This is a genomic window from Flavobacterium sp. SM2513 (genome assembly GCF_050908145.1).
Lineage (GTDB): Bacteria > Bacteroidota > Bacteroidia > Flavobacteriales > Flavobacteriaceae > Flavobacterium.
This window is the reverse complement of record NZ_CP194228.1, coordinates 1,951,058-1,969,624: the sequence shown is the minus strand read 5'-3', so window position 1 is coordinate 1,969,624 and position 18,567 is coordinate 1,951,058. Positions and strand designations below refer to the sequence as shown.

Genomic DNA, 18,567 nt, shown 5'->3' with positions numbered 1-18,567 from the left:
ATAAGGCTTTACTTTCGTAAAGCCTTATTTTTTTGACTTCTTTTTAAGTCGTCCTCAATAATTAGGTATAAAAAAAAGATGTAATTTTCATTACATCTTTTTCTAAACAATATTGATTTTAGAGTTATCGTTTTAATGAAAAATGTGCTCTAAATTCTTTGTTGACTGCCGCCTCTTCATAGTTAATTGTAAACCAATAATCGGTTGCAGGAAGTTCTTGTCCGTTATAAGTTCCATCCCAAGCACCTGCAGCAGTCATCTCTTTAACGAGTTTTCCAAACCTATCGAAAATGTAAATTTTATTAAATGAAATTTTATCTATTGTTTCGATAGTCCATGTATCATTTATCCCATCTCCATTTGGCGTGAAATATTTTGGATAATCTATTATCAACACGCTTTTTGTAAGTACATCACAAGCTTGTGGATCACGTACGGTAATGGTATGTTGTCCTGCCGAAATGTTATCAAAAACATTGCTTTCTTGAAATGGTCCGTAATCCAATTGATACTCGTAATCTCCCATTGGTGTTGCTGTAATAACCACTGTTGGATTATCTGCAAAGAATCCGCTTACGGTATAAGTGAAGTCTGTTGGTGGTGATGAAGAATCTACATTGGCAAATGCCGATGATTGACATCCTGTTACAATATCAGTGATGGTAACGCCGTATTGTCCTACAGTATCTACGTCGTAGTAACTGTACGTTTGACCTGCTATTGGTCCGTTTTCATCAAACCACGCGAATGTAAAATCAGCTTCGTTTAATTCCGTATCCAATCTGTAAATTCTTGTCGTTGCTAATGTTACCGGGTCGATACAAATAAATCCATCTTCTAAAATTACACTTGGCAATGGATTAACCGTCACTGTTGCTGAACCTGTTAAGTTTTGCGAACAAGCGTTGGCTCCTGTATAAGTAACACTTACTAATTCATACACCGTTGTCTCATCTAAAATTCCAGTTGGTAAAATGGTTGGTACGTTTGCATTCAAAGTAATGGTTTCTGGTGTTCCGCCGTTGATGGTATAAATCACCACCGCTCCTGCTGTTCCATTGAAAATCACTTGGGTACTTTGTCCTTGACAAATTGTGGATGGATTTCCTTGAGAAATGGTTGCAAATGGTAATGGTTTTACTAATAAAGCGACTACATTGGTATTGATATCTGGACAAGAAGCACTTTTTATGGTACAGTAGTAATTGCCACTATCAGCCTCTACTGTATTTGAAATCGTGTAGTTGCTTGTTGTTGCTCCTGAAATCGCTGTTGTTCCTTTGTACCATTGGTAGGTCAAATTAGTTCCGGTAGCTACTACTTCGAAAGTAACATTTTCTCCCACACAAATTTCTTTACCTTGTGGTTGTGTCGTAATCGCTGGCGCTTGATTAACTACAACTACCGCTGCATTTGATGTTTTTGTTCCGCAAGAAGCAACTGTGACTACACAGGTATAACTTCCTGAATCGGCTACAACTGTTGAACTCATCGTGTAAGTTGTTCCGGTCGCTCCTGCGATTGCTGTACTTCCTTTAAACCATTGGTAACTTACTCCTGTTCCACCTGTAGTGGCTATTGATAAAGATACTGGTTCTCCCGAACATACGATTGTACTTGCTACGGGTTGTGAATTGAAAGTAGCTCCTTGGTTAACATTTATTACCGCAATGGCAGATGTTACCGCTGGTGCACATGCACCACTCACTTTTACAGTATAGTTTCCTGCCTCGGCAAGTGTTACTGAAGCATCATTATAGGTTGCCGTAGTTACTGGAAGTAGATTTCCGTTTCTAAACCATTGGTACGTTAATCCTGTTCCTGTTGCTGTTACACTCAAACTAATTCCTTGTTCTTCACAAATGGTTGCTCCAATCGGCTGGACTGTTATAACAGGTAACTCATTTACAATAACCACTGCATTTCCACTTGTTACTCCTTGACATGGATTTGTAACTACAACCGTGTACGTCCCTGCGTCAGCTGTTGTGGCGGAAGCTATATTTAATGTTGAATTTGTTTTTCCTGTTAAAGAAGTTGTTCCTCTATACCATTGGTAGGTTAGGTTCGTTCCTGTTGCTGTTACACTTAAATTGATTGGCTGTCCCACACAAACAGTTGTACTAGCCACAGGTTGTTGTGCGAGAGTAACTCCTTGGTTTACATTGATTACTGCAATTGATGAAGTTACCGCTGGTGTACAAGCGCCACTTACTCTAACTGTATAGTTTCCTGCTTCAGCAAGTGATACCGATGCATCTGCATAAGTAGCTGAAGTGGCGGATGGAATCGCAATTGTTCCATTTCTAAACCATTGGTAAGTCAATCCTGTTCCTGTTGCTGTAACACTCAAACTTATTCCTTCTCCTTCACAAATCGTAGTTCCTATTGGCTGCGTAGTGATCGCTGGTAACTCATTTACAATAACAACTGCATTAGCACTGTTTACTGCTTGACATGAATTTGTAATTACAACCGTGTATGTTCCTGCATCAGCTGTTGTGGCTGAAGCTATATTTAACGATGGATTTGTTTCTCCTGCTAAAGAAGTTGTTCCTAAAAACCATTGGTAAGCTATATCAGTTCCTGTTGCCGCTACACTTAAATTAAGCGGTTGACCTACACAAACGGTTGTTGATGCTTGTGGTTGGTTTGTAATGATTGTTTCTTGTGTAATTACTAAAGTGACTGCACTTGATGTTACAGGTAAACCACAGGTTCCTGTTACAACTACCGTATAATTTCCTGCACTTGCCGCTGTTGCATTTGCAACCGTATAACTTGCGTTTGTTGCTGATGCAATTGGATTTCCTGCTCCATTTTTATACCATTGGTACGTTAAATTAGCTCCTGTTGCAACTACTGTAAAAGTGTGTGTTCCGTTTATGCAAATCGTATCTCCAACTGGCTGTGTCGTAATTATTGGTTCTTCATCAATTGTAATAATAATACTTCCTGTTAATGTGTTTGAACAAAGTACCGTATTTGTTACCTCGGCACTTACTAATGTAAAGGTCGTTGTTGCCGAAAGCAACGCCGTTGTTACTGTTGATGTTCCCGAATTACTTAATATTGTTGTTAAATCAGTTGTTCCATTGTTATACGTTACCGTAGCATTTGGCGTTCCTGTGAAATTCAACGTAGCTGCTGTTCCTTCACATACTGTTGTAGAAACTGCTGTAAATGATGCCGTCGGTAATGCATTTACTGTTAAGGTTGCCGTTTCTCCTGTAATTGTATCTGAACATGAAACCGCTGGCGGTGTAGGCGTACTTTCTACGTTTGTCAAAGCATACGTATACGTCGTTGTAGCCGTGACTGTTAAATCTCCAGTTGGAATTGTAAATATTCCTGTACTTGAAAGTATGACATCTGTTTGAGCCACGCCATCTTTAGTATAACTAACTACTGCATTTGGTGTTCCTTGAATCTCTAATCCTGTTCCTGTTCCGGAACAAATTACTGAAATTGAATTGGTAAACCCAACAATGGATGCCGTTGGTAAACCAACGGTAATTGTTATCGAAGCATTTAACGTTGCCGAACATGCTGGAGTTGTATTTCCTGTAACATCAACTAAAGTATAAGTGGTATTATTTGCCAAAACTGGTGTAATAAACTCCGCATTGCCTGAAGTATCAAAGGTAACGTCGTAAGTATCTGTTCCATTGGTAAAACTCAATTCAGCTCCTGGCGTACCCGTGAAAGTTATAGTTGTAGAAGAATTGGTACAAATCGTTGTTGAACTCGAAACAAAACTTGCCTCTGGAGTTGGATGTACGATTAAGACTGTTGTAAATTCTTCCGAATCCGCTCCATTTTGAGTAATAACTAGACTATAAGTATATGAACCTGCAGCAGCTGGAACAGCAACACCTACTGGATTTTGAACCGTTGAAACAATTGTTCCGTCATTATCGGTCCATTCATAGGTTGTTGCTCCACCTGGTGGCTCGGTATATGTTGTAGTTAATTCAAAAGTTGCTGTTCCTTGACAAAAAGGGCCAGAATTAGCTACTGTTGCATCGATACACGATTCAATAATTACTATTGTATTTGCATTAAATGCCGGACATCCTCCCGGATCAGTGTTTTCTTCAATATCATAATTAATCGTATATGTTCCTGCAACCGCACCAGTTAAATCTAGAACTCCGGTAGTAGGATCTATTGTAAGTCCTGTTGGTGGATCTACAGTGTATGTTCCTCCTTCAGTCAATCCATCGTCTGGATCTAAAACGGGTGCTAAAGCACTATTAGAATTGAAACAAAAAGTTGAAGTATCCACATCCACATCAGTTGCATCTTCAGGATAGGTAAAATCACCTTTTGGAGTTCCTACTTCAACTGTAAATGGACGAATATTCGTACAAACACCTCCAAAAGCTCCTCTAATTAAAGAGTAAATTGTAACTGGGTCGTCATCATTAATGACAATATTAGTCACTCCATTAACGGTAGGTATTTGATTTGAATCTGCTTGGTTTTCTGCATCTACTAAATTTAAAAAATACAAAATTTCATAATCAAATGGATCAGCTCCATCTAAAATATAAGTGTCTTGATTTACATTTACCGTAGCTGGATATTCATCATTACAGAAAATCAAATCAACAGGGTCGATACCAACCAACGGATCTGCTATTTCAACTAATACTGTATCTTCAACAATAACGGTATCGGTTTGACCACAACGATCATAAGTAGCCCTAACAGTATATGTTTGATTTTCAGTAGGACAAACTTCAATATTATTTGTAGAATCCCCATTTGGTAAAGTAACATTTGTACCATTACCAATAAAATTGCCCGCTTCATCAAACCACTCAATTAAAACTAAGGGTGGAGTTGGGTCATTACCATTTGGAAAAAAACGCCAAGCTTCTGATGGACTTGCCGCTGTTCCTAAAACAGACCAATTACCAGTGTTTCTTAAAGGTGGTGCAATTCCACTTGTACCTGCAGCATTTTGCAATCCAATAACACCTCTACCACTTTGCCATGAATTACAAGGGACTCGCTTATAAACAATTACATCAATAATATTTGTAGTTTCATAAATTACGATTTGAGTCGTAGATAATCCTGTATCTGTATCACTAGGGTTTTGGTCAGAGTCCCCTAAATTTCCTCCACAACTAAATTGTGGCAAACGGTTAAAATTAGCCACAAAATACCGATTTGGCGCCGTACCTCCTGCATAATAATTAATATTTTGGATTGCTGGATTTTGCACAACTGCAGGAGTTCTCATATCCGTATCTTGATAAACACCATAAATGGCATTTTTAACTGGAAAACCTGTATTAGGAATAGCGGAATTAAATGACCATGGACAATAACCACCTGCTGCACCCGTGTCAAAACTGATTACTCCATTGGAACCCATGATTACTTTATCATAAATTTGTCCATAGAAACAAAACTTAAATGGCAAATTGAAAACGGGAGACCAAATATCATCACTTGAAGTAATATTTAAAACAGTACCTCCTGTATAACTATATAAATTTTGATATGTAAGAGGCTTTACTTCGTAAGTATTCGTAGGCTTAATTTTAAAGTATTCCGCATTTAAAGTTGTACAGTCCGTGGGATAGCATGGAGGTGAATATTCTTCAACTTCTATGATTGCTACTGGTGCCTCACTTGGTTCAAATTGTGCATAAGAACACCAACTAGCAAGCATCGCTATAATCGTTATAAGGTAATTATTTTTCATATTAAAATTAATTTAGGCGTCGAAATTTACAAAAAAAAAACGTATAAATTATTGTGATTTGTTTAATTTTAAATTTTAACACCTTTAGAAATTCTTAAGATATAATTATTTACCTTTGCTGCTTTACTTTTTAAGACAATATAATATCTCCCGTTAATGATAAATACCAACGATTTGCAAGACGAAATTGGAAACAATCACATTGCAACGAGTGCCGAAAATCCCGTTAGAAAAGATGCTTTTGAACTATCTGACGAACAAAAAATCGAATCAATTAAAGTTGATGTCGAAAAGATTTTACAAACCTTAGGAATGGACCTAAATGACGACAGTATAAAAGGTACACCAAATAGGGTTGCAAAAATGTTTGTAAAAGAACTTTTTGGCGGCTTAAATCCTGCAAAGAAACCGAGTGCTTCTACTTTTGACAACAATTACAAGTACGGCGAGATGCTGGTTGAAAAAAACATCACCCTCTACTCCACTTGTGAACACCATTTGTTACCTATTATAGGTAGAGCTCATATTGCGTATATTTCAAGTGGTCGCGTAATTGGTTTATCCAAAATGAACCGGATTGTTGATTATTTTGCCAAACGTCCACAAGTTCAGGAACGCTTGACCATGCAAATTGTACAAGAACTTCAGAAAGCTTTGAATACGGAAGATGTTGCTTGTGTAATTGACGCCAAACACCTTTGCGTTAATTCGAGAGGTATTCGTGATATTGAAAGTAGCACCGTAACTTCTGAGTTTGGTGGAAAATTCAAAGACAAGGATACCAAACGTGAATTTCTGGATTACATTCAGATGGAGACGAAATTTTAATTCGAAGACGGAACCCCTAGCCCTGATAGTAGTGGAAATCCTTTAGTTTTTTCCTTTAAAAAACTAAAGATTGAAACGGATAGCAGGAAATAGCTCCTAAAAAATAAACAAAAATGTCATTACATAAAAATCAGTCACTCAAAATTTATAATTCCCTTTCTGGTGAAAAAGAGTTATTTACACCTATTCACGATGGAAATGTAGGGATGTATGTTTGTGGGCCAACCGTTTACAGCAATGTGCATTTGGGAAATGTGCGAACTTTTATGTCTTTTGACGTGATTTATCGGTATTTTCTACATTTGGATTATAAGGTTCGTTATGTGAGGAACATTACGGATGTGGGTCATATTGTGGATGATGTGGATGAAGGCGAAGATAAAATTGCCAAAAAAGCACGTTTGGAAGAACTGGAACCGATGGAAATTGTGCAACGCTATTCGATTGATTTTCACGATATATTGAGGCGTTTTAATTTTCTACCACCAAGTATTGAACCAACGGCAACCGGACATTTAATTGAGCAAATTCAAGTAATTAAGGAAATTATTAATAATGGCTTTGGTTACATTTCAAATGGTTCGGTCTATTTTGACGTAAAAAAATACAATGAATCAAATCATTATGGTATTTTAAGTGGTCGGAATTTAGAAGATATGTTATCAAATTCTCGAACACTTGATGGACAAAGTGATAAACGAAATCCGCAAGATTTTGCGCTTTGGAAAAAAGCCGAGCCACAACACATAATGAGATGGCCTTCACCTTGGAGCGATGGTTTTCCGGGTTGGCATTTAGAATGTACCGCAATGAGCACTAAATATTTAGGGAATCATTTTGACATACACGGTGGCGGATTGGATTTGAAATTTCCGCATCACGAATGTGAAATTGCTCAAAATCAAGCTTCGAAAGGACAATCACCTGTAAATTACTGGATGCATACCAATATGTTGACTTTAAATGGTAAAAAAATGGCAAAGTCGACAGGAAATAATATTTTGCCTGGCGAAATTTTATCAGGAGACAACACCATTTTAAGTAAATCATTTTCAGCATCGGTAACGCGATTTTTCATGCTTCAAGCACATTACCGTAGCGTTCTTGACTTTTCTGATGATGCAATTGTGGCTGCCGAAAAAGGTTATAATCGATTGATGGAAGCGGTTTCTACCTTAAAAGAAATTTCAGGTCAAGCCAAATCTTCACTGGATGTTTCCAAGTGGAAACAAGATTGTTATGATGCAATGAATGACGACTTTAACACTCCAATTTTAATTGCCCAACTTTTTGAAGGTGTACGTTTTATCAACTTGATGAAAGAAGGAACAGCAACACTAACTGCAATTGATTTAGCCGATTTCAAAACTACATTTGAAGCCTTTATTTTTGATGTTTTAGGTTTAGAAAATGTAAAAGATACCGCCGAAAATTCGGATAAAGTGGAAGGTTTAGTAAATATATTGATAGATATGCGAAATTTGGCTCGAGCCAACAAAGATTTTGCCATGTCAGATGTAATTCGTAACCAATTGACTGAATTAGGAATTCAGTTGAAAGACGGAAAAGACGGCACCACTTTTTCATTATAACACTCATTTGACATTCACTTTATGCTTAAAAAAATATTGATAACACCATTTATTCTATTGATCCGGTTTTATCAATTGGGAATTTCTCCCTTTTTACCTTCCGCTTGTCGTTTTGAACCCACTTGTTCACAATATACGTTGGAAGCCTTGCAAATTCATGGGTTATTTAAAGGTGGGTTTTTGGGTGCAAAACGTATTTTGAGTTGTCATCCTTGGGGGAAACGCGGTTACGACCCCGTTCCTCCTAAAAATTGCAATCATAAACATTAATACAATTTTAAATAGAATTTGGTTACAAAAATCTATTTTTACAAAAAAAATATAGAATAATGCATATACTTGGAATAGTTTGGAATCCTTCGCAAGGAATAGATTTAGGTTTTTTCATGGTTCGCTACTACAGCCTGATGTTCGTCATTGCTTTTGGATTGGGATGGTACATAATGAAGCACATTTTTGAGCGTGAAAATGAACCAATTGAAAAATTAGATTCATTGTTTATTTGGACTGTTATTGCTACTTTACTTGGTGCACGGTTAGGTCACGTTATTTTTTACCAACCGGAATTATTCTCACAAGACCCAATAAGTGTTTTCCTTCCGTTCAAGACGCAACCAGAATTTCAGTTTACAGGTTTTAGTGGATTAGCAAGTCATGGTGCAGCAATTGCAATCATTATTTTTATGTTTTATTTCAGCAAAAAAGTAATGAAAAGACCTTTATTATGGGTTTTAGACCGCGTAGTTATTCCTGTAGCAAGTGGTGCAATTTTCGTACGACTGGGAAACTTTTTCAACTCTGAAATTTATGGACATACCACTTCTGGAGATAATTTTTATGCTGTGAAATTTGTTCGTGAAGACGAATTTTGGGCGGGAAGAAATGTGGAACAAATTACCGGCGTTCCAAGTCAGGATGCTGCTTTTCATGCATTGGAAAACAACAGTAAATTTAGTGATGTTTTAGCGGCAATTCCGTTCAGACATCCATCTCAGTTATACGAAGCATTTGGTTATATTTTTGTTTTCCTAGTATTGTTTTACGGATATTGGAAAACTGATATGAAAGAGAAACAAGGTTTATTGTTTGGATTGTTCTTAGTTTTACTCTTTACCGTTCGATTTATTGTGGAATTTGTAAAAGAAAGTCAAGGCGGATTCGAATCTGTTTTAGGCTTGCTTTCAACTGGACAATGGTTGAGTATTCCTTTTATAATAATCGGTTTGTTTTTTATTGTGAAAGCAAAGAAGGTAACTTATATGTAAAAAAAAGTTTAAAATATTATTTTTAAAAAACAGAAAACCGGAGCTTTAAAGTCTTCGGTTTTTTTGTTACTTAATGATACTCGTCTCATTTATAAGCCGAATTGGTTTTGGATATATCAAGCGAATCAACATGACTTCTATAAATGAAGTATATTTTTTTCCGTCGCATTCATACCACCACAAAGATTGATAATTGACGTTATCTTTCTCCATTTTATTGAACCAAATCAATTCATTTTCTATTACAACTTCTCTCGATTCAGTGATTTTGTAGCCAGTTCCTGTCCAGCAAATAAGCGGTTTATGAGATGGCGTTTTTATGTAAATCAGTTTGTCGTAGGTTTCTATTTTAAAAACTTCGTTATCAACCCAAACTCCTTTTTTGATGTCGTATTTCGAATCCAAGTTGACAAGTAAATCATAATTCAAATCGCTTTTCATTTCGATACTTGTCACTACCATAATTAAGAAAGCAGATAATATCAATACCAAACTTCTTTGCGATTTAATAACATTCATTTCAACGCTTTTGGGCTTCAAAAAACGAATTAACAACAACATCGGAATTACTTGATAAATTATAAAACAGGTTAATCCAATGGTATGATGTAGCGTATTTTCTTCGGTACAATTCAGTAAAATCAACGTAATTATTCTAAAATAATTAGAAATTATATTCAAGACGACGACTGCAATACTAAAACTTACAATTTGAAAAACCGAAAAATACAGCTTCTGTTTTCGTTCTTCCAATGTCAGTAAAATCGCGCCAATCAGTAATCCCGTCTTGAACATTGCCAAACCCATGCAAGCCGTATCTATAGATATTTTAGCACCGTTGATGTAAAAATTAACGCCTTCTATTCTATCAATATTTATGAAATTATTGAGAACAACATACACATTTTCGCATAATGATTGTTTGATTTCTGTAGTCATGTGTTCAAAGAATTTACTAAAAACGGTAGAAAACAGCAAAATACAAAGCAAGGCTATAAACGAAAACTTCTTGGTAAATTCATAATAAACCAAGCAAGCGAATAACATCAGTGCTAAAAAGTGCAATGATTTAGTATGAAGCCGGAAACTGATAAATTCCAAAATTACTATCAAACCAATCAACAGATAATTTACTTTTAAAGTTGTTTTTCTTCCTCCAATAAAAAATAGTAGTACTGAAAAAACAATTCCAAAAAAATCACTACTAAAACCTAAAACCAGTATCGAATAATTCACTACAAAAAGCAAAATCAAACCGATGATGACGAGATATTTTATATTTTGATTTAGCACTTTCATTTACGCTATTTGCTTTTTAGATTTTTTATAATAGAAAGCAATCACACCTAATCCTACAGTAATCAATAACCATTCATGAGGTTCTGGAACCGCCCCGTCGTTATTCATCGAAGCATTCCCTAATGTATTCACGTTCTTTTCAATTCCATGCGTCTCATAATCCGCATCTGTTTCTAGAACGATTAAAGACGAAATTGGAGTAACAATATTTGCCTCTTTCGCCAAATCAACATATTTATTTTGCAATAAAGAATCATCCTGTATCGCCACTTGTTCCTCTAAAACTTTTCCAAAAGCATACATTCTAAAGATATGATTAGAACCATTTGATGCAGCTGAAGTTTTACTTTTCTCCCGAATAACACAATTTGAAGATTCAATAATAACGGAGTTTTCAGCTGTAGGAAAAGAAACAAATTGATTGTTTTGAATTAATTTTAGAGTATTTTCTAAATCTGTTTTTAAATAATCCACATATTTTTGCTCTTTTACAGTTTGCCAAAATGGGTTGATTTCATTAGAAATATTAATGACTTTCAAATTTCTATTTTTTGTTCGCTTTCTAAGTTTTGACAAATAATTAGAAGTTTGCAGTTCTTCAAAATTGGCAGAAAATTCTCCTGATTTGGTAATGACTAAGCTATTATCTTTCAATTTGAAAAGTGGTAGTAATGAATAGTGCAGACTTTCAAATTCTTCAAAAACTGCTTCATAATTTGACGAATTTATTTCCTTCTTTTGTTGATTTTGCCAAACAAAATAGTTCCTATCATTATGCTTTACAATTTCTTTAATCTCTTCCAAATCCCAATTCGCATTCAAATCCAGAACAATTTCGCTTGGCGTAAAAGAAACCATCTCTTTTTCAATTGGTTCTATTTCGTAGACATTATCTTTCCAAACAAATGAAGTTCCATAAAATTGATTACTCAAATCCATATTCACATCCCATTCATCCAAACCTTTGGATTCGTTGATGTAATAACCATTTTTTAATTCGAAAACTTTACTAGCTTCAAATTTATCATCACCCACCATTTGAATTCTAGAAACAGTTTCTGCATTAGAAATATTTGGTCCTTTTATATTTAAACTCTCATATTTCATCGTTTCTCCCTCTACTTTTAATGGAGTTGTAAAACCGCACTTGAAGGTTCTTGGTAAATCTTTTGAAATAGGAAAAACACGAACAACTACCCTATTTCCCTCCTTCCACTGCATTAATGATGGGTCTCGCGCTTCTACACCAACAATTTGTTTGTATGCTTTTTCTGCTTTTTCTTTGGTTGTCAAAATCCCTTTTCGTTCAATTCCATTGACCCATAATGATAATGAAGTTGCTACAGAACCCTCAGGAAGTTGAAAGGAATAAATCGCTTCTTTCTGGCCCCAAGATTTTTTATCACAAGCAATATCCATCGTGATTTCTGTGTAAGCTAAACGTTCTTTCGTGTATATTTTGACATCTTCCTTTATGTTTTTAGTTATCAAATCGCGACCACTCCACAATTGTTCTTCTGTCTCTAATCGCTTATCAAAATTTGATTTTAAAATATTAATTCGGTCGTCAGTGCTTAAATTCAAGTCATTTGTAAACACATAACCAATGTTAATGAATGGATTGTGAATTTTTCGTTCATTATACTGTTTTTGACCAAAATTATTGAAGCTTCTAAATTCAAAGAAATTTTCAGTACTTACATATACAATGTCTCTTTTTAGCAGAATTTCATTGAAAAAATTTGGTTCGAGATTTTGAGAAATTGTGATGTAAGTCGGTAGATCTGCATTATTTTCAAATGACTTTGTTACAGAATATGTTTGGATTTTATTACGTTCAGCATTCAGCATAATTGTAAAAAAAATTACACCAAAGAAAACGGTCGCTATTCCTGAAAAGAAAATGTAGGTGTTTCTTTTATTATCAGACAGCACTTTAACCAATGTTGCAGAGTGAATAATCAGTACAACCATTGGTACTAAACCATAAAAACCAAGACCAAGCGCCAATATTCCAATTGCAGAATAGGGTGCAATTGGAATAAGGTAAATTGCATAATAAATAATCAGAACAAAGGACAGTCCATTGAAAAAATAAGAAACAGGAGTTATTATTTTTTGACGAAAATTGCTGTAAATAAAGAAATTAGTAATACAGAAAATAAAAGTACTTGCATAAACCCAAATTGGTAAATTTTCGAAGATATTAACCAAAACGTTGGTGCAAAAACAGCCTATAAACCAATTCAGAAAGAGAAAAGGAATCAAGTGATTGTATTTTTCTCTTTTTTTCAAAATTAAAAAACAGAGGATTACTCCGTAGAAAAGTTGGACAATCAAGGCAAAAAAGCAAAGTGATTCAGCTACTTCGTTTTTAAATTCAATACCTAACAGCGCTATTATTAGCATTAGAATGCTAAAAGCGGTTACACCAATGCTTAATTTCACACCAACTTGGCTAGTAGATTTTTTAAGTGACTCTAGACTTACTCCCATTTTTTTAAGTTTAATTTATTAAAAGTACTTTGAATTACAAAGTTATTTAAATAATCAAACTATTGACATTTTTTACATGATATTTTTAAACAAATTCTAATATTACAACAATCATTTGCTTTTCAAATAGTTAAAGCATAAAAAAGGTAGATTTTTTGTATGTTACCGAAAAAAGTCTTGTTTTTCATCTTTGTCTTCTTTGTAGCCCGGATAGCCATGGAAAGCCCGGAATTAGAAAAGCTTATTTTTTCCTGACCGAAAAGAGCGACCAGAGGAAGCTCCTTTCCGGTCATTGGAAAAATTGCTTTACAAATGAGGACTTGAAATGAATAGCCGGAAATAGCTCCTGAAATTAATAAACAAAAAAAAAGCCACTCTTTTCAGAATGGCTTTTGATTTTTATAACAAAATGTAACTAGACTTTGAATCTTTTTCTATCTGTTTCTGTCAAATATATTTTTCTCAAACGAATAGATTTTGGTGTAACCTCAACATATTCATCTTTTTGAATGTATTCTAAAGCTTCTTCAAGAGAGAAAATGATTGGCGGGATAATTCTCGCTTTTTCATCATTTCCAGAAGAACGTACGTTAGATTGTTTTTTCTCTTTCGTTACGTTGACACACATGTCATCAGCACGAGAGTTTTCTCCAATTACTTGACCTTCATAGATTTCAGTATTTGGTTCAACGAAGAATTTACCACGATCTTGTAATTTATCGATTGAGTAAGGAATTGCTTTTCCTTTTTCCATAGAAATTAACGACCCTTTGTTACGTCCAGCAATTTCACCTTTGTAAGGCTCGTATCCAATAAAACGGTGTGCCATAATAGCCTCACCTGCAGTTGCAGTAAGCAATTGATTACGCAATCCAATAATTCCACGAGATGGTATGTTGAATTTTATAATCATACGTTCCCCTTTAGTTTCCATAGAAAGCATTTCTCCTTTACGAAGAGTTACAAATTCTACAGCTCTTCCTGAAAGCGTTTCTGGTAAATCGATTGTAAGTTCCTCAATTGGCTCACATTTTTTACCATCAATTTCTTTGATGATAACTTGTGGTTGACCAATTTGCATTTCGTAACCTTCTCTTCTCATTGTTTCAATAAGAACAGACAAGTGAAGTACACCACGACCAAAAACCATGAATTTATCAGCAGAATCAGTTTCACCCATTTTCATGGCTAAATTTTTCTCTAACTCTTTAGTTAATCTTTCACGAATATGACGAGAAGTTACAAATTTACCTTCTTTACCAAAGAACGGTGAATCGTTAATAGTAAATAACATACTCATCGTTGGCTCGTCAATAGCAATAGATTTTAGTCCTTCTGGGTTTTCAGCATCAGCGATTGTATCACCAATTTCGAAACCTTCCACACCAATGATTGCGCAAATATCTCCAGCAATTACTTCTTGTACTTTTTTACGACCAAGTCCTTCAAAAGTATGTAATTCCTTGATACGTGATTTAGATATAGTTCCGTCTCTTTTTACCAATGAGATAGGCATTCCTTCTTTCAATACACCTCTTTCAAGACGACCAATAGCGATACGACCTGTAAAAGCAGAGAAATCAAGAGAAGTAATCAACATTTGAGGTGTTCCTTCAGAAACTTTAGGAGCTGGCACATTTTCGATAACCATATCTAACAATGCTTCTACATTATCAGTTACGTTTTCCCAATGGTCAGACATCCAGTTATTTTTAGCAGAACCATAAACAGTAGGGAAATCCAATTGCCATTCTTCTGCACCAAGTTCAAACATTAAGTCAAAAACTTTTTCATGAACTTCTTCTGGCGTACAGTTTTCTTTGTCTACCTTATTAATAACGACACAAGGCTTAAGACCTAAATCAATTGCTTTTTGAAGTACAAAACGCGTTTGCGGCATCGGACCTTCAAAAGCATCAACTAATAGACAAACGCCATCAGCCATGTTTAGGACACGCTCTACCTCTCCACCAAAATCGGCGTGACCAGGAGTGTCAATAATATTAATTTTAGTTCCTTTGTACTGAACAGAAACGTTTTTAGAAGTAATAGTAATACCTCTTTCACGCTCTAAGTCGTTGTTATCCAGGATTAAGTCACCCGTATTTTCGTTGTCGCGAAAAAGTTGACAGTGATACATAATTTTATCCACCAAAGTAGTTTTACCGTGATCGACGTGAGCAATAATTGCAATGTTTCTTATAGATTCCATCTAATATTTTTTGTGGGTGCAAATGTACGCTTTTTTTAAAAAAATATTAAATAAAATACGACTTAACTGTTTAATAATGTATTTAATAGAATTTCAAGCAGATTTTATGGACTCAAATTCGCTATAATTAAGAAAAATTTACAATAATCTTTAGATTTTCTATATATTTGAACTAATGAAAAATAAAGCAAATAGAATTACTCTTGTTTTTATTATTGTCTCCATTTTGCTGGCAATAGCCAGTGGTTTTGTCATTCAAATCATAACTGACCCCGACGATGTGGTTTTATTTCATTTAAGCTCTTACCTACTGTTTATCATTATAAGTGGACTTACTTTCCGTTATTTGATTTTCGAAAATCTTAAAGCAAGTATAAATCTAATCAAACGACAAAAATTAATTAATGATGAAATTAAAGAATCTAAAGAACGATATGATATAGTAGCTAAAGCAACGAGTGATACGGTGTGGGACTGGAGTGTTACTACTAATATATTTACATGGAATAGAGGAATACAAAATGTTTTTGGTTATGAGGAGGACGATATTGAAGAAACATCGCAGTGGTGGTTTGATAGAATACACCCCGAGGACAGTATCCGAATGTCTGTAAAATTATATTCCTTTCTAGAGCAACGTTCAGAAAAATGGCAAGACGAGTACCGTTTTAAATGTAAAGATGGTACTTATAAATATATTTTAGACCGTGGATTTTTAGTTACCGATAATAACAATGAAGCCCTTCGAATGATTGGTGCGATGCAGGATATTACAAAGAAAAAACAGGAAGAAGAGCGATTGAAGTTGTTAGAAACTGTTATTACAAACGCAAAAGACGCCGTTGTTATTACAGATGCTGATATTTCCCAAAAAGTAGTTCCAAACGTGGTTTTTGCAAATCAAGCGTACACGGCGATGTCCGGTTATAATCATGACGAAATTATAAATAAGTCGATGCTGGACACTTTATTCATTGAAAAAAATAGCGATGCCTATTTACAACTCATCTCTAGTTTAGAAAACAAGCAAGAATGTGAAATTGAAACAGCAACGTACCGAAAAAACAGTGATAAGTATTGGGTGAAGTTTATTATGGTACCCGTTTTTAATAAAGAAAAGGAACATACACATTGGATTTCAATTAAAAGAGATATCACGGAGCAGAAGCAGCAGGAGCGAGAAAAAGAACAGCTGATTGCAGAATTGACACAAAACAACAAAGATTTACGCCAATTTTCATATATTACTTCGCACAATCTAAGAGCTCCACTTTCTAATTTAATAGGCCTTTTGAACTTAACCAATGATTTGAAAATTGAAGATGAAGAGCTACAATTAATTATCGATGGCTTCTCAAAATCAACCAAATTATTGAATGAAACCGTTCTAGATTTAGGGAAAGTAGTGATCATTAGAGACAATCCTTCCATTGGAAAAACAGAAGTAAATGTTTTTGAGTCCATTACAAATGTTTTAAGTCAAATAAATATTTTAATAGAACAGAATGATCCAGAATTAGAAATAAATATCGATAAAAACGCAAAAATTTATTCCCATAAAGCGTATTTAGAGAGTATTTTACTTAACTTACTGACCAATTCATTAAAATACCGATCTTTAGAACGAAGAGCTAAAATAAGCGTCGAACTGCTTGATAAGAAAGACGGTATAGAATTAATTTTTGAAGATAACGGGATAGGAATTGATTTAAATAAGTATAAAGATAAATTATTTGGTCTTTATCAAAGGTTTCACAATTATCCTGACAGTAAAGGACTAGGACTTTATCTCGTTAAATCTCAAATTGAAAGTATGGGAGGAACCATAGAAATTGAAAGTGAAGTGAATAAAGGAACGCGATTTAAGATTAACTTTAAAAAAATAGAAGAATGAAACTTGAAAAAGTAATTTGTGTAGACGATGATCCAATAGCTTTATTGTTGTCGAAACTCGTCTTGTCCAAGTCTGATTTTGCTTCTCAAGTCATAACTGCGGCAAATGGAGAAATTGCAATTCAATATTTGGAACGTCCGGAAGTTATTGAAGAAAATACTGTTTCAAAAAAACCATTGGTTATTTTGCTTGATTTAAATATGCCTGTAATGGATGGCTGGGAATTTTTAGAACAATTCAGCAGTACTTTATTTCTAGATCATTATAGAGCTGCAAAAGTAATATTACTATCCTCATCTATTGATCCAAATGACATAGAGCGATCAAAGGACTTCCCTATGGTGGCGGCTTTCTTACCCAAACCTTTGACCAAAGAAATGCTAGAGACGATATTAGAGAAAATTAAATAAGAAAAATATAAAGCATAAAAAAAGCACTCATCCCTGAGTGCTTTTCTTTATATATAACTAAAAGTAAGTATTACAATTTAGCTACGTGTTTCGTTAACTTAGATTTTAAGTTTGAAGCTTTATTATTGTGAATAATATTTTTCTTCGCTAATTTATCTACCATAGAAATTACTGCTGATAATTTAGCTGTAGCATCAGATTTTTCAGTAGCTAAACGTAAAGCTTTAATTGCATTACGAGTAGTTTTGTGTTGGTATCTGTTTAATACTCTTCTTTTCTCGTTGCTTCTGATTCTTTTTAATGCTGACTTATGATTTGCCATTTCGTTTTAATTTTTAGATGTAATAATTATTATAAATACTAGTTAAAAAAGAAAAACCTCCCACAATTACAATGCAATCACTTTGGTTTTAACTAATAAAACAAAATTCCGAGACACCAGTTTTTTATTTTACAAAACTTATTTACAACTAATTCAGTAGTCCGTAAGGGAATCGAACCCCTGTTACCAAGATGAAATCTTGGCGTCCTAACCCCTAGACGAACGGACCAGTATTCTCTAAGTTTGTTTTTAAACTGACAAAAATCAATTTAAATTCGTAGCCCGTAGCGGAATCGAACCGCTCTTACATGGATGAAAACCATGCGTCCTAACCGATAGACGAACGGGCCATATCACTTTTATAGTTAGTGTAAACTTCGACTCAAGAAAAATAGTAGCCCGTAGCGGAATCGAACCGCTCTTACATGGATGAAAACCATGCGTCCTAACCGATAGACGAACGGGCCCTGCTTCCTGAATGCGGATGCAAAAATACAACTATTTTTTATTCACGCAAGTCTAAAGTG

At 34.7% G+C, this 18,567-nt stretch carries 11 protein-coding genes and 3 tRNA genes; 6 read left to right on the top strand and 8 right to left on the bottom strand.

Going from position 1 to position 18,567, the window contains the following annotated elements:
• Positions 1 to 124: 124 nt before the first annotated feature.
• Positions 125 to 5,722, bottom strand: coding sequence for an immunoglobulin domain-containing protein (locus ACQ5J2_RS08190; RefSeq protein ID WP_432669921.1), 5,598 nt, complete (start codon positions 5,720 to 5,722; stop codon positions 125 to 127).
• Positions 5,723 to 5,878: 156 nt separating this feature from the next.
• Between ACQ5J2_RS08190 and folE the strand changes: the two genes are divergently transcribed.
• The 4 genes from folE (at position 5,879) to lgt (ending at position 9,407) form a co-directional block, all read left to right on the top strand.
• On the top strand, positions 5,879 to 6,550 hold the full coding sequence (gene folE / locus ACQ5J2_RS08185) for a GTP cyclohydrolase I FolE (protein WP_432673242.1): 672 nt from the start codon (positions 5,879 to 5,881) through the stop codon (positions 6,548 to 6,550).
• Positions 6,551 to 6,663: 113 nt separating this feature from the next.
• The gene (cysS, locus tag ACQ5J2_RS08180) at positions 6,664 to 8,142 is read left to right on the top strand and encodes a cysteine--tRNA ligase (protein ID WP_432673241.1); all 1,479 of its coding nucleotides are present in this window, start codon (positions 6,664 to 6,666) and stop codon (positions 8,140 to 8,142) included.
• Positions 8,143 to 8,163: 21 nt separating this feature from the next.
• Positions 8,164 to 8,412 carry a membrane protein insertion efficiency factor YidD gene (gene yidD / locus ACQ5J2_RS08175; RefSeq protein ID WP_432673240.1) on the top strand — a complete coding sequence of 83 codons (249 nt, stop codon included), beginning with the start codon at positions 8,164 to 8,166 and terminating at the stop codon, positions 8,410 to 8,412.
• Positions 8,413 to 8,468: 56 nt separating this feature from the next.
• Positions 8,469 to 9,407: a prolipoprotein diacylglyceryl transferase gene (gene lgt, locus ACQ5J2_RS08170; RefSeq protein ID WP_432673280.1), complete on the top strand. Its 939-nt coding sequence runs from the start codon at positions 8,469 to 8,471 to the stop codon at positions 9,405 to 9,407.
• Positions 9,408 to 9,473: 66 nt separating this feature from the next.
• On the opposite strand, the gene xrtN is transcribed toward lgt, so the two are convergent.
• The 3 genes from xrtN to typA form a co-directional block, all read right to left on the bottom strand.
• Positions 9,474 to 10,706, bottom strand: coding sequence for an exosortase N (xrtN, locus tag ACQ5J2_RS08165; RefSeq protein ID WP_432673239.1), 1,233 nt, complete (start codon positions 10,704 to 10,706; stop codon positions 9,474 to 9,476).
• Positions 10,707 to 13,202, bottom strand: coding sequence for an XrtN system VIT domain-containing protein (locus tag ACQ5J2_RS08160; protein WP_432673238.1), 2,496 nt, complete (start codon positions 13,200 to 13,202; stop codon positions 10,707 to 10,709).
• Positions 13,203 to 13,617: 415 nt separating this feature from the next.
• On the bottom strand, positions 13,618 to 15,414 hold the full coding sequence (gene typA, locus ACQ5J2_RS08155; RefSeq protein WP_432673237.1) for a translational GTPase TypA: 1,797 nt from the start codon (positions 15,412 to 15,414) through the stop codon (positions 13,618 to 13,620).
• A gap of 175 nt (positions 15,415 to 15,589) precedes the next feature.
• Between typA and ACQ5J2_RS08150 the strand changes: the two genes are divergently transcribed.
• Positions 15,590 to 17,308, top strand: coding sequence for a sensor histidine kinase (locus ACQ5J2_RS08150; protein WP_432673236.1), 1,719 nt, complete (start codon positions 15,590 to 15,592; stop codon positions 17,306 to 17,308).
• Complete coding sequence (locus ACQ5J2_RS08145) at positions 17,305 to 17,718, top strand: response regulator (protein WP_432673235.1); 414 nt, start codon at positions 17,305 to 17,307, stop codon at positions 17,716 to 17,718. The genes ACQ5J2_RS08150 and ACQ5J2_RS08145 overlap by 4 nt, the downstream gene beginning before the upstream one ends.
• Before the next feature lie 70 nt (positions 17,719 to 17,788).
• On the opposite strand, the gene rpsT is transcribed toward ACQ5J2_RS08145, so the two are convergent.
• The 4 genes from rpsT to ACQ5J2_RS08125 form a co-directional block, all read right to left on the bottom strand.
• Positions 17,789 to 18,040, bottom strand: coding sequence for a 30S ribosomal protein S20 (gene rpsT / locus ACQ5J2_RS08140; RefSeq protein ID WP_432673234.1), 252 nt, complete (start codon positions 18,038 to 18,040; stop codon positions 17,789 to 17,791).
• Between the two features lie 157 nt (positions 18,041 to 18,197).
• Positions 18,198 to 18,269: transfer RNA gene (locus tag ACQ5J2_RS08135), tRNA-Glu, on the bottom strand.
• A gap of 49 nt (positions 18,270 to 18,318) precedes the next feature.
• Positions 18,319 to 18,390: transfer RNA gene (locus tag ACQ5J2_RS08130), tRNA-Glu, on the bottom strand.
• A 45-nt stretch (positions 18,391 to 18,435) separates the two neighbouring features.
• Positions 18,436 to 18,507 (bottom strand) — tRNA-Glu (locus ACQ5J2_RS08125).
• Positions 18,508 to 18,567 lie beyond the last annotated feature (60 nt).

Coding starts and splice junctions, on each gene's coding strand:
- ACQ5J2_RS08190 (WP_432669921.1), bottom strand. CDS start 5,722: ATGAAAAATAATTACCTTATAACGATTATAGCGATGCTTGCTAGTTGG.
- folE (WP_432673242.1), top strand. CDS start 5,879: ATGATAAATACCAACGATTTGCAAGACGAAATTGGAAACAATCACATT.
- cysS (WP_432673241.1), top strand. CDS start 6,664: ATGTCATTACATAAAAATCAGTCACTCAAAATTTATAATTCCCTTTCT.
- yidD (WP_432673240.1), top strand. CDS start 8,164: ATGCTTAAAAAAATATTGATAACACCATTTATTCTATTGATCCGGTTT.
- xrtN (WP_432673239.1), bottom strand. CDS start 10,706: ATGAAAGTGCTAAATCAAAATATAAAATATCTCGTCATCATCGGTTTG.
- ACQ5J2_RS08160 (WP_432673238.1), bottom strand. CDS start 13,202: ATGGGAGTAAGTCTAGAGTCACTTAAAAAATCTACTAGCCAAGTTGGT.
- typA (WP_432673237.1), bottom strand. CDS start 15,414: ATGGAATCTATAAGAAACATTGCAATTATTGCTCACGTCGATCACGGT.
- ACQ5J2_RS08150 (WP_432673236.1), top strand. CDS start 15,590: ATGAAAAATAAAGCAAATAGAATTACTCTTGTTTTTATTATTGTCTCC.
- ACQ5J2_RS08145 (WP_432673235.1), top strand. CDS start 17,305: ATGAAACTTGAAAAAGTAATTTGTGTAGACGATGATCCAATAGCTTTA.
- rpsT (WP_432673234.1), bottom strand. CDS start 18,040: ATGGCAAATCATAAGTCAGCATTAAAAAGAATCAGAAGCAACGAGAAA.